Genomic DNA, 11,760 nt, shown 5'->3' with positions numbered 1-11,760 from the left:
ACTCGCGACCCCGACCTTGGCAAGGTCGTGCTCTACCAACTGAGCTATTCCCGCTCTGCGTAACGATGTAAATTCTTCACCGGTACGGGGTGCGCATTATACGAGGATTTTATCCTGTAGCAACCCTGTCCCGCTAAAAATTTTCACTTTTACGTCTGACTGCCGATTAAAGCAGCGTAATGGGGTTTTAATCGGCAATCTGGCGCGAAAACAGCCTGCTTTCAGGCAATTAAAGCTGAATAAAATGTTCGCGGTAATAGGCCAGCTCGGCTACGGACTCGCGAATATCGTCCATCGCCTGGTGGGTACCCTGCTTTTTAAAGCCTGGCAGGATCTCCGGCTTCCAGCGGCGCGCCAGCTCTTTCAGGGTGCTGACGTCGAGATAGCGATAATGGAAGTAGGCTTCCAGCTCCGGCATATATTTGAACAGGAAGCGGCGATCCTGGCCGATGCTGTTGCCGCAAATCGGCGAGCTGTTGTGCGGCACCCACTGTTTAAGGAACTCAATCGTCGCCAGCTCGGCGGCGCGGTCATCGTACTGGCTGGCCTTGACGCGTTCCACCAGGCCACTGTGGGTATGCGTATTGACGTTCCACTCATCCATCAGCGCCAGCTGCGCGTCAGACTGATGCACGGCAAACACCGGGCCTTCCGCAAGGATGTTTAAATCGGCATCGGTCACCAGCGTGGCGATCTCAATAATCCGGTCCTGCTCCGGGTCCAGCCCGGTCATCTCAAGGTCAATCCAAATCAGGTTATTAGCATTAGCAGTCATATCGGGTCTCACGGTGTTGAGCGGCATTGTTCACAATTAGCGTGTATGATAGACGTTTTGCCCTGCCAGGGCGAAATATGCCGAACAGGGTGTGAGGAACAGTGACTAAAAACAAACTATCCAAAGGTCAGCAACGTCGCGTAAGTGCCAACCACGATCGTCGCCTGAAGCAGCGTGCTGATAAACCCGAGCCAGATGACAATCTGTTCGGGGAAGCGCGTGATGGCGTGGTGATCAGCCGTTTTGGTATGCACTGCGATGTGGAAGATGCGGATGGTTCAGTTCACCGCTGCAACATCCGCCGTACTATTCGTTCGCTGGTGACCGGGGACCGCGTGCTGTGGCGCCCGGGTGCTGAAGGCGCAGCCACGGTCAAAGGCATTGTTGAAGCCGTCCACGAGCGCACCTCGGTGCTGACCCGCCCTGACTTTTATGACGGCGTGAAACCGATTGCCGCCAATATCGATCAGATCGTGGTGGTCTCGGCCATTCTGCCCGAGCTGTCGCTGAACATTATCGACCGCTATCTGGTGGCCTGCGAAACGCTCGGCGTGGAGCCGCTGATCGTGCTGAACAAAACCGACCTGCTGGATGAGGATGGCCGCAGGTTCGTTGACCAGCAGATGGATATCTATCGCCATATTGGCTACAAGGTGCTGATGGTCTCCAGCCATCGCAAAGAGGGTCTGACGGAGCTGGAAAGCGCGCTCACCGACCGTATCAGCATCTTTGCCGGGCAGTCGGGCGTGGGCAAATCCAGCCTGCTGAATGCGCTGCTGGGGCTGGAGCTGAGCAGCGCGGAGATCCTTACTAATGACGTCTCCGATAACTCGGGCCTGGGCCAGCACACCACCACCGCATCACGCCTGTACCACTTCCCGCACGGCGGCGATGTGATTGACTCGCCGGGCGTGCGTGAATTTGGTTTATGGCATCTGGAGCCGGAACAAATCACCCAGGGATTTGTCGAATTCCGTGACTATTTAGGTGGCTGCAAATTCCGCGATTGTAAGCATGACACCGACCCCGGCTGCGCCATCCGCGAAGCGGTGGAAAAAGGTGAGATCGACGAATCGCGTTTTGTTAACTACCACCTGATTCTGGAAACGATGTCTGAAGTGCAGGCGAAAACGCGCCGCAACTTTACCACGGACAAAGACTGACCGGGGCGCGCCCGCAGGCAGGCAATAGCCTAATCCTGCCGGCGCTGCTACAATCCGCCCCCTTTTATCGAGTGTCTTGCCAAGCCAGGAGGCTAACGTGTTAGATCGTATTAAACTCGGCCTGAATAATGTATTGCCTAAAAAAGCCCTGACTGAACTGGCAGGCTGGGGTGCCAGCAAGCGTGCAGGATGGCTGACCAAAGCCGTTATCGATGCTTTTGTCTGGTATTACAAAGTGGATATGAAAGAGGCGCAGAAACCCGATACCGCCAGCTATCGCACGTTTAACGATTTCTTCGTGCGCCCGCTGCGTGACGATGCCCGCCCGATTGAGACTGACCCAAACCTGCTTATCCTGCCTGCCGATGGCGCCATCAGCCAGCTGGGCCGCATTCACGGCGACCAGATTTTCCAGGCGAAGGGCCACACCTATTCGCTGGAAGCGCTGCTGGCCGGAAACGCCGCGATGACCGATATGTTCCGCGACGGCGAGTTCGTTACCACCTACCTGGCCCCGCGCGACTATCACCGCGTGCATATGCCGTGTAACGGTATCCTGCGCGAAATGATCTACGTACCGGGCGACCTGTACTCGGTAAACCCGCTGACCGCGCAGAACATTCCCAACCTGTTTGCCCGTAATGAGCGCGTCATCTGCCGCTTCGATACTGAAGTTGGCCCGATGGTGCAGATTCTGGTGGGCGCCACCATTGTCGGCAGCATTGAAACCGTCTGGTCCGGCACCGTGACCCCGCCGCGTGAAGGCGTAATCAAGCGCTGGAGCTGGCCGGGTGCTGACGAAGAAGGCGCCGTGGTGCTGCTGAAGGGCCAGGAGATGGGCCGCTTCAAGCTGGGTTCCACGGTGATCAACCTGTTCGCGGCAGGTAAAGTGAAACTGGCAGAGAGCCTGGCGGCAGAGAGTAAAACCCGCCTTGGCGAAACGCTGGCCATCGCACTCCAGAAAGAGAGTGCGGAAGACGTCCTCCATCACCCATAGCAGAGCGCCATGTCACGCCTGATCCTCACGCTTTTGTTAGGCTGGAGCTTGCTCCAGCCGGTTTATGCCGCCAGCGCACCGGATGCCGCGCAGATCAAACAGGAACTTGATGAGGCAAAGTCAGACAAAACCACCGCGAATCAGGCGGAACTTGTCGCCGCCCTGCAGGGCACGATTAACTGGCTGGATGAACGCGAGGAGTCCCTTCAGCGCTCAAACGATTACCAGCAGGTTATTGATGACTTCCCTAAGCTTTCGCGCGAACTGCGCCAGCAAATCGTCAATCTGACCGACAGCAGCAGAACGCTGCGCAGCAATATGAGCGCGGCCGATCTCGATCAGGAGATCCTACAGGTCAGCAGCCAGCTGCTGGAAGAGAGCCGCCAGGCGCAGCAGGAGCAGGACCGCGCGCGCGAAATCAGTGACTCCCTTTCCCAGCTGCCGCAGCAGCAGACCGAAGCGCGCCGCGCGCTCAATGAAATCGAACGCCGCCTGCAGGGGCAGCCCGCTGCCACCACCCCGCTCGGCCAAGCTCAGCTGGCACAGCGCCAGGCGGAGTCCGCCGCGCAGAAGGCCCGCGTTGACGAGCTGGAGCTGGCGCAGCTGTCGGCCAACAATCGTCAGGAGCTGGCGCGCATGCGCGCGGAAGTCCACCAGCGCAAGTCCGCCGAGCTGGATGCCTACCTGCAGGACCTGCGCAATCAGCTCAACGGCCTGCGTCAGCGTGAAGCGGAAATGGCGCTGGCGCGCACCGAACAGCTGGCGGAAAACAGCGGCGACATGCCCAGAGGTATCACCGATCAGTTCCGCGTCAACCGCGAGCTCTCCGCCGCGCTGAACCAGCAGGCGCAGCGCATGGATCTGGTGGCCTCGCAGCAGCGCACCGCCGCTAACCAGACGATTCAGGTGCGCCAGGCGCTGAGCACCATCCGTGAGCAGTCACAGTGGCTCGGCGTCTCGAATGTGCTGGGGGAAGCGCTGCGCGCTCAGGTATCACGCCTGCCGGATATGCCTAAACCGCAGCAGCTCGACAGTGAAATGGCCCAGCTGCGCGTGCAGCGCCTGCACTATGAAGACCTGCTGGAGCGCCAGCAGTCGCTGCGCCAGCTGCGTCAGGACGATAACAGTAACCTGACCAACGAGCAGAAACGCATCCTCGAGGCGCAGCTGAAAACCCAGCGCGAGCTGCTGACCTCCCTGCTCTCCGGCTGCGATAACCTGATTCTGGAAGTCACCAAGCTGAAAGTGGGCAACAGCCAGCTGGTGGATGCGCTGAACGAAGTCAAAGAAGCCACCCACCGCTATCTGTTCTGGACCGCCGACGTCAGCGCGCTGAGCTTCAGCTATCCGCTTGATTTGGCGCGCGATCTGCAACGCCTGCTGTCGCTGGATACCCTCGGCCAGCTCGGCGGGGCGATGGTGATGATGGTCACCAGCCGTGAAACCGTGCTGCCGATCATCGGCGCGATCCTGCTGGTCGGCTTTAGCATCAGCTCGCGCCGCCACTTCCGCCGCTTCCTTGAACGTGCCTCCAGCAAAGTCGGCAAAGTCACGCAGGACCATTTCAGCCTGACGATGCGCACCGTATTCTGGTCAATACTGGTGGCATTGCCGCTGCCGGTGCTGTGGGCCGCGCTCGGCTACGGTTTACAGCACGCCTGGCCCTATCCGATTGCCGTGGCGATTGGCGATGGCGTCACCGCCAGCGTGCCGCTGCTGTGGGCGTTTATGATCAGTAACAGCTTCGCCCGCTCTCAGGGGCTGTTTATCGTTCATTTCCGCTGGCCGCAGGCGCGCGTGGCGCGTGCGATGCGCTTTTACACGCTGTGCATCGGGCTGGTGGTGCCGCTGATCATGCTGCTGATCGCCTTTGATAACCTCGAAGACCGCGAATTTTCGGCCACCCTCGGTCGCCTGTGCTTTATCCTGATCTGTGGCGCTCTGAGCATGGTGACCGTCAGCCTGAAACGCGCCGGTATTCCGCTGCACCTGGATAAAGAGGGTAACGGCGAGAACTTTATTAATAACGTGCTGTGGAACGCGATGATCGCCATTCCGCTGCTGGCGGCGCTGGCTTCCTGCATCGGCTATCTGGCCACCGCCCAGGCGCTGCTGGCCAGGCTGGAAACTTCGGTGGCGATCTGGTTCCTGCTGCTGGTGATTTACCACATTATCCGCCGCTGGATGCTGATCCAGCGCCGCCGCATCGCCTTTGATCGCGCCCGTCAGCGCCGCGCCGAGATTCTGGCACAGCGTGCACGCAGTGAAGAGGAGCTGACTGCGCAGCAAACCGCTGCCGATAATATCGATGTGGAAGAGCCGGTGATCGACCTTGATGCCATCAGCGCACAGTCGCTGCGGCTGGTGCGCTCGATCCTGACGCTGATCGCGCTGGTGTCGGTGATCGTGCTGTGGTCGGAGATCCACTCTGCCTTCGGCTTCCTCGAAAACATCCGCCTGTGGGATGTCAGCACCACCGTGCAGGGGGTGGAGAACCTGCAGCCGATCACCCTCGGATCGGTGCTGATCGCCGTGCTGGTGTTGATTATCACCACCCAGCTGGTGCGCAATATGCCTGCCCTGCTGGAGCTGGCGCTGTTGCAGCACCTCAGCCTGACGCCGGGTACCGGCTATGCCGTCACCACCATCACCAAGTATCTGCTGATCCTGATTGGCGGGCTGAGCGGCTTCTCCATGCTCGGCGTCGACTGGTCGAAGCTGCAGTGGCTGGTGGCGGCCTTAGGGGTCGGGTTAGGGTTTGGTTTGCAGGAGATTTTCGCCAACTTTATCTCCGGCCTGATCATCCTGTTTGAGAAACCGATCCGCATCGGCGATACCGTCACTATCCGCGACCTCACCGGCAGCATCACGCGCATCAATACGCGTGCGACCACGATTACCGACTGGGATCGCAAAGAGATTATCGTGCCGAACAAGGCCTTCATCACCGAGCAGTTTATCAACTGGTCGCTGACCGATCCGGTGACGCGCGTGGTGCTGACCATACCCGCCGCGGCAGAGGCCAACAGTGAAGAGGTCACCAACGTGCTGCTGACCGCGGCACAGCGCTGCAGTTATGTGCTCGATACGCCGCAGCCGGAAGCGTTCCTGGTGGATTTACAGCAGGGTATTCAGCTGTTTGAGCTGCGTATTCACGCCGCTGAAATGGGGCACCGCATGCCGCTGCGCCATGAGCTGCATCAGCTGATCCTGCGCGGTTATCATGAGCACGGGCTGGAGATGCCGTTCCCACCGTTCCAGGTACGCATGGAGACTATCGGTCGTAAAACGCCGGCCAGCAACGGCGCGCCGGCGGCGAGAAATTATAAGTCAGGCGGATTGTGATTTAGGCATGTCGCGGCTGCCCATGAAATATCCCCGATCTCGTTCGCTTAACGTGCGCTAACCGGTCAGAGGGAGGGCTAATTCAGGGTGCACACACCTCGCGCAGACAGCGGATCAGCGCATCGGCTGCCGGGGAGTGCAGGCAGCCGGCGCGCACCGTCAGCCCGATGGCGCGCTCGGTATCCGGCAGCGGTACCGGCAGCGCCACCAGCGCGCCGAAGGCCAGCTCAACTTCCAGCTGATGCGCGGAGACCGCCGCCAGCATATCAGACTGCATCAGCAGCCCGCGCACCAGCGCCAGATCGCCGGTTTCCACCACCGGATTAGGCGCCGGGATGCCCATTGCCTGAAAGCTGTTGTCCAGCAGATGGCGGGCAGGCGTTGCTGAACGCGGCAGCACCCAGCGCGCCGCCCGCAGATCGGCGCTGGAGATGTCACGCCCCACCAGCGGATGATCGTGGCGCGCCAGCAGCACCATGCGCTCGGAAAACAGCGTTTCACGCGTCACGTCGAGCGCCTCTTCATCACGCCGCAATGCCCCAAAGATAAAATCGATATCGCCGGAGCGCATCTCAGAAGCCAGCACGCCAAACGCGCTTTCGCTGGTCACCACCCGCACGCCAGGGTAGCGCGCCGTCAGCATCACAATCGCCTGCGGCAGAATGCGCGTGCGCCCCAGCGGCAGAGCACCGACCCGCACCGTCCCCTCCAGCACCCCGCTGCGGGCGGCGATATCGGCCGGAATATGGCGCAGTTCATTCAGCGCTCGCCGCACGTTAGGCTCTATTTCACGCCCGGCCAGCGACGGCATCATGCCGTGTGGGGTGCGCTCCAGCAGTGCGACGCCCGCGCCGTTTTCCAGCACGCGCAGCGCTGCACTCACCGCTGGCTGGCTCAGCCCGAGCCGGGCCGCCACTGTCTGCATATGCCGCGTCTGGCACAGGGTGATAAAAATTTGCAGGCGACGCACGTTGAATAACCACAGCGGCTCCGCGTCGCTGCGCAACCCCGCGCGCCCGTGCAGTTTTGCCAGACGCTGCGGCACCTGATGCAGTTCATCAATTGCCCGTAGCGCGCGCGGCAGCACGCATTTGCCGAGGTCGGTCAGCATCATTCCCCCGGCGTGACGCTCAAATAACGTCACGCCTAATGTGAGTTCGAGATCGCGAATTGCACGGGTTATTGCCGACTGGGTGCGAAATAATTCATCCGCAGCACGGGAGACACTCCCCTGGGCGACCACCTGACTGAATGCTCTGATTTGCATCAGGTTTGTCAGTTCCTGCGTTGCATTTTCCACTCTGATTCCCTGCCTGTTTTCGCCACCGTCCGAAGTCGCAATATAAATAAAACGCATACCCGCTGCAATCAAATGAATTATCGCCACCGCGCCGGCGGTGACAGCATGGAAAAAAACAGCGGAGGAAGTGCCATGACTGAGAACACCCCAAAAAAAACCGCGCTGGTGGTTAGCGCCCACTCGGCAGATTTCGTCTGGCGCGCGGGTGGGGCCATCGCTCTGCACCATGCCCGGGGCTATGACGTCCACGTGGTCTGCCTCTCATTTGGCGAGCGTGGCGAATCGGCCAAGCTGTGGCGCAAGGGTGAGATGAGCGAGGCCAAAGTGAAGGCGGCCCGCCGCAGCGAAGCGCAGGCCGCAGCGGAGATCCTCGGCGCCAGCATCGAATTTTTCGATCTCGGCGACTACCCGCTGCGCCCCGATAAAGAGACGCTGTTCCGTCTGGCGGACGTCTATCGCCGCGTGCAGCCGCACTTTGTGCTGACGCACTCGCTGCAGGACCCGTACAACTATGACCATCCGATGGCCACGCATCTGGCGCAGGAAGCGCGCATCATCGCCCAGGCCGAAGGTTACCGCCCGGGCGAGAAGATCATCGGGGCGCCGCCGGTCTACTGCTTTGAACCGCATCAGCCTGAGCAGTGCAGCTGGAAGCCGGACGTGCTGCTGGATATCACCACGGTGTGGGACAAAAAATATCAGGCCATCCAGTGCATGGCCGGGCAGGAACATCTGTGGGAATACTACACGCGGGTGGCGCAGCAGCGCGGCGTGCAGGCCAAACGTAACGTCGGGATTACCAGCAGCCGCGACATCGTTTACGGCGAAGGCTACCAGAGTATCTTCCCACGCGTGACGGAGGATCTGGCATGAGCATCATCGGTAAAAAGGGCGTCGTCGTGCGCCAGATCCCACGCGCAGCCAGCAGCGACATTGACGCGCTGGCCCGCTCCGGCGTCGCCACCGTCCATGAGGCCCAGGGGCGAAAAGGGTTGCTGGACCCGGCCATCCGCCCCATCCAGCAGGACTGCGGCATCGCCGGGAGTGCAGTCACCGTGCTGGTGGCGCCGGGTGACAACTGGATGTTCCACGTGGCGGTAGAACTCTGCCAGCCGGGGGACGTGCTGGTGGTTGCACCCACCTCTCCGTGCAGCGACGGCTACTTCGGCGATCTGCTGGCGACCTCATTGCAGTCACGCGGCGTGCGCGGGCTGGTGGCAGACCTTGGCGTGCGTGATACCCGCACGCTGCGTGCCATGGGCTTTGCCGTCTGGTCGCGGGCCGTGTATGCGCAGGGCACCGTGAAAGAGACGCTCGGCTCGGTCAATGTGCCGCTGGTGTGCGCCGGGCAGCCGATCTGGCCCGGAGATGTGATCGTCGCCGATGACGACGGTGTGGTGGTGGTAGCGCGCCGCGAAGCCGCCAGCGTGGCGGAAAAAGCGCAGCAGCGCGAAGCGCTGGAAGAGAGCAAGCGCGACCGCATGGCGGCAGGCGAGCTGGGGCTGGATATCTATCAGATGCGCCCGCGCCTGGCGGAAAAAGGGCTGCGCTATGTCGACACGCTTGAGCAACTGGAGGAGTGACCCATGCGCCAGCGCCGCATCCCCTGTTTACTGATGCGCGGCGGCACCTCAAAAGCCGCCTGCTTCCTGGCAGACGATCTGCCATCGGATCCCTCCGTGCGCGACCGGGTGCTGCTGGCGGTCATGGGCTCGCCCGATATCCGCCAGATAGACGGTCTGGGCGGCGCCGATCCGCTCACCAGCAAAGTGGCGATCGTCAGCGCTTCCCGCCGTGACGATGCGGATGTCGACTACCTGTTTGCCCAGGTCAACGTCGATCGGCCTTACGTTGATTACGGGCAGAACTGCGGCAATATTCTCGCCGCCGTGGGGCCATTCGCCGTTGAGCGTGGGCTGGTGACGGCGGGCAGTGAGCGTACCCGCGTGCGCATCTTCATGCAAAACACCGGGCAGATTGCCGAGGCGGAATTCGCCACCCCAGGCGGCGAGGTCGACTATGACGGCGATCTGCGCATCGATGGCGTGCCGGGCACCGCGGGCGAGATCGCCCTTACCTTCGAAGAGATTGCCGGATCGAGCTGCGGGGCGCTGTTGCCGACCGGCCAGCCGCGCGATCGCTTTGACGGCATCGACGTCACCTGTATCGATAACGGCATGCCGGTGGTGCTGCTGCGCGCCGCCGATGTGGGCCGCAGCGGCTATGAGAGCCGTGAGCAGTTGGATAACGACAGCGAGCTGAAGCAGCGGCTGGAGTCGATTCGCCTGCAGGCCGGGCCGCGCATGAATCTGGGCGACGTCAGCCAGCGTACGGTGCCGAAAGTCACCCTGCTGGCCGAGGCGCGCCACGGCGGTGCTGTCAGCTCGCGCACCTTTATCCCGCACCGCTGTCACGCGTCGATTGGCGTGCTCGGCGCGGTCAGCGTCGCCAGCGCCTGCCTGATCCCGGGCAGCGTTGCTGACGGGCTGGCGCGCATCAGCAACGCCCCCCAGCAGCGCCTGAGCGTGGAGCATCCCAGCGGTGAGTTCAGCGTGCTGCTGCAGCGCGCTGGCGATAATCCGCTGGCGGGCTGCGGGCTGCTGCGCACCGCGCGCGCCATTTTTGCCGGGGAAGTCCTCATCCCTGCGGCTGTCTGGCCGCTGAGCAAGGAGTAGCGTTATGAACATCACCTTTATCGGTTTTGGCGAAGCGGGCGGCATCCTGGCCCATGACTTACAGGCGCAGGGCCATGTGCTGACGGTGTGGGACCGTAAAGCGCTGGAGGCGCAGAGCCTGCCCGCGCTGCGGGAAAAAGCGCTGCAGAGCGGCGTGCGGCTGGCGCCCTCGCTGGCTGAGGCGTTGCAGAGCGCCACGCTGGTCTTCTCCACGGTCACCGCATCCCAGGCGCTGGGCGTGGCGCAGCAGGCCGCGCCGCTGCTCAAGGCCGGGCAGCACTTCCTCGATCTGAATTCGGTGGCCCCGCATACCAAACGCGCGGCGGCCGACGCGGTGGGTGCGCACGGGGCCAGCTATATCGACGTCGCCGTGATGGCCCCGGTGCCGCCAAAACGCCTTGCCACGCCGCTGCTGGTCGGCGGAATTCAGGCTGAGGCAGTTAATGCCCTGCTGCTGCAGCTCGGTCTTAACAGCCGCCTGCTGGGCAGCGAAGTGGGGGAAGCTTCGGCCATTAAGATGTGCCGCAGCATCATGATCAAAGGGCTGGAAGCCCTGACCACTGAGTGTCTGAGCGCGGCGCGGCAGTACGGCGTCGAGCAGGCGGTGCTCGACTCACTGCACGCCAGCTTCCCTTCGCTCGGCTGGGATGGACAGCTGCCGCACTACCTGATTAGCCGCGTGGCGGAGCACGGCCAGCGCCGCGCCGAAGAGATGCAGGAAGTGGTGAAAACCCTGCGCGACGTCGGGGTTCCACCCGCCATGAGCGCGGCCATCGTCACAACCCAGCAGGGGCTGGTGGACGCACTGCAGGCGCGATCGCTGGAGTATCAGCAGCTCACTCCGTTTGTCTGGCAGGAGACGCTGGATAAGATCTATCCAGCACAATGAGTTATGTGGATAGAGGCATGAGTTTTGTTTATCGCGCGTTGCCTGGCTATGGGCAACGGCGTAGCGTAACGGCGACGAGATGGTCGTCTGAAAAAAATAAATACCGGGGCCAGTGCGCTCACCGGTGAATGGATATCAGGAAGCAATGTATGAAACTTAGAGCATCTGTAACCCTCTCCCTACTCCTGGCGGCTGGCATCGGCCAGGCCGCAGCGGCGCAGCTGGACGCCTCTCACGCTGACCGGGTGATCGCCAGCGTGAAAAACAGTATCAGCGCGCAGCACAGCACCGGCTGCGTCGCCGTGGTGGATGCCAGCGGCACGCTGCTTGCCTTCCAGCGCCTGGATGGCGCCTCGCCGGGCTGTGTCGATGCGGCAATCGGTAAAGCGCGCACCTCCGCGCTGTATCACGCCCCCTCGCTGAAATTTATGCAGCGCTTGCAGAGTGGCGAAACCACCGTGCTGGCTATCCCGCATGCCATCGCACTCGGCGGCGGTTATCCGCTGGCTCTGCAGGATGAAGTGGTCGGCGCCGTCGGCGTCAGCACGCCGAAACAGGAGCTGGACAATCAGGCTTCAGAGGCTGCCGCTCAGGCACTGAAATAACGCCAGGGGAA

Annotated in this window: 10 protein-coding genes; 8 read left to right on the top strand and 2 right to left on the bottom strand. The window is 61.8% G+C overall.

The window, feature by feature from the left end:
• Positions 1-229: 229 nt before the first annotated feature.
• Positions 230-775: an oligoribonuclease gene (orn, locus tag QLG07_RS03645; RefSeq protein ID WP_048917432.1), complete on the bottom strand. Its 546-nt coding sequence runs from the start codon at positions 773-775 to the stop codon at positions 230-232.
• A 101-nt stretch (positions 776-876) separates the two neighbouring features.
• On the opposite strand from orn, the gene rsgA reads away from it, so the two are divergent.
• The 3 genes from rsgA to mscM all read left to right on the top strand — a co-directional run bounded on the left by rsgA (position 877) and on the right by mscM (position 6,280).
• The gene (rsgA, locus tag QLG07_RS03640; RefSeq protein ID WP_048917411.1) at positions 877-1,938 is read left to right on the top strand and encodes a small ribosomal subunit biogenesis GTPase RsgA; all 1,062 of its coding nucleotides are present in this window, start codon (positions 877-879) and stop codon (positions 1,936-1,938) included.
• A 97-nt stretch (positions 1,939-2,035) separates the two neighbouring features.
• A complete protein-coding gene (gene asd / locus QLG07_RS03635) occupies positions 2,036-2,935 on the top strand; it encodes an archaetidylserine decarboxylase (protein WP_099753549.1) in 900 nt (299 codons plus the stop codon).
• Between the two features lie 9 nt (positions 2,936-2,944).
• Positions 2,945-6,280 (top strand): miniconductance mechanosensitive channel MscM, encoded by a 3,336-nt coding sequence (gene mscM, locus QLG07_RS03630; protein ID WP_282468500.1) that lies wholly within the window; start codon positions 2,945-2,947, stop codon positions 6,278-6,280.
• Between the two features lie 82 nt (positions 6,281-6,362).
• On the opposite strand, the gene QLG07_RS03625 is transcribed toward mscM, so the two are convergent.
• Complete coding sequence (locus QLG07_RS03625) at positions 6,363-7,547, bottom strand: LysR family transcriptional regulator (protein ID WP_282468499.1); 1,185 nt, start codon at positions 7,545-7,547, stop codon at positions 6,363-6,365.
• A gap of 165 nt (positions 7,548-7,712) precedes the next feature.
• Here QLG07_RS03625 and galB point away from each other — a divergent pair, with 165 nt between their 5' ends.
• The 5 genes from galB (at position 7,713) to QLG07_RS03600 (ending at position 11,749) form a co-directional block, all read left to right on the top strand.
• Positions 7,713-8,453 (top strand): 4-oxalmesaconate hydratase, encoded by a 741-nt coding sequence (galB, locus tag QLG07_RS03620; protein WP_048917434.1) that lies wholly within the window; start codon positions 7,713-7,715, stop codon positions 8,451-8,453.
• Positions 8,450-9,163: a 4-carboxy-4-hydroxy-2-oxoadipate aldolase/oxaloacetate decarboxylase gene (locus QLG07_RS03615; protein ID WP_048917414.1), complete on the top strand. Its 714-nt coding sequence runs from the start codon at positions 8,450-8,452 to the stop codon at positions 9,161-9,163. Before galB ends, QLG07_RS03615 begins: the two co-directional genes overlap by 4 nt.
• A 3-nt stretch (positions 9,164-9,166) precedes the next feature.
• Positions 9,167-10,255, top strand: coding sequence for a 4-oxalomesaconate tautomerase (locus QLG07_RS03610; protein WP_282468498.1), 1,089 nt, complete (start codon positions 9,167-9,169; stop codon positions 10,253-10,255).
• 4 nt (positions 10,256-10,259) lie between these two features.
• The gene (locus tag QLG07_RS03605; protein ID WP_230048773.1) at positions 10,260-11,144 is read left to right on the top strand and encodes a DUF1932 domain-containing protein; all 885 of its coding nucleotides are present in this window, start codon (positions 10,260-10,262) and stop codon (positions 11,142-11,144) included.
• A 149-nt stretch (positions 11,145-11,293) separates the two neighbouring features.
• Entirely contained in the window at positions 11,294-11,749 is a 456-nt protein-coding gene (locus tag QLG07_RS03600; protein WP_282468497.1) for a heme-binding protein, read from the top strand.
• Positions 11,750-11,760: the final 11 nt, after the last annotated feature.

Origin of the sequence: Erwinia sp. V90_4, assembly GCF_029967685.1 — a bacterium.
Taxonomy (GTDB): domain Bacteria; phylum Pseudomonadota; class Gammaproteobacteria; order Enterobacterales; family Enterobacteriaceae; genus Erwinia; species Erwinia aphidicola.
This window is presented reverse-complemented; position numbering and strand designations above follow the sequence as displayed.

Bases quoted from the DNA above. Each gene is read 5' to 3' on its own strand.
- orn (WP_048917432.1), bottom strand. From the start codon at position 775: ATGACTGCTAATGCTAATAACCTGATTTGGATTGACCTTGAGATGACC.
- mscM (WP_282468500.1), top strand. From the start codon at position 2,945: ATGTCACGCCTGATCCTCACGCTTTTGTTAGGCTGGAGCTTGCTCCAG.
- QLG07_RS03625 (WP_282468499.1), bottom strand. From the start codon at position 7,547: ATGCAAATCAGAGCATTCAGTCAGGTGGTCGCCCAGGGGAGTGTCTCC.
- galB (WP_048917434.1), top strand. From the start codon at position 7,713: ATGACTGAGAACACCCCAAAAAAAACCGCGCTGGTGGTTAGCGCCCAC.
- QLG07_RS03615 (WP_048917414.1), top strand. From the start codon at position 8,450: ATGAGCATCATCGGTAAAAAGGGCGTCGTCGTGCGCCAGATCCCACGC.
- QLG07_RS03610 (WP_282468498.1), top strand. From the start codon at position 9,167: ATGCGCCAGCGCCGCATCCCCTGTTTACTGATGCGCGGCGGCACCTCA.
- QLG07_RS03605 (WP_230048773.1), top strand. From the start codon at position 10,260: ATGAACATCACCTTTATCGGTTTTGGCGAAGCGGGCGGCATCCTGGCC.
- QLG07_RS03600 (WP_282468497.1), top strand. From the start codon at position 11,294: ATGAAACTTAGAGCATCTGTAACCCTCTCCCTACTCCTGGCGGCTGGC.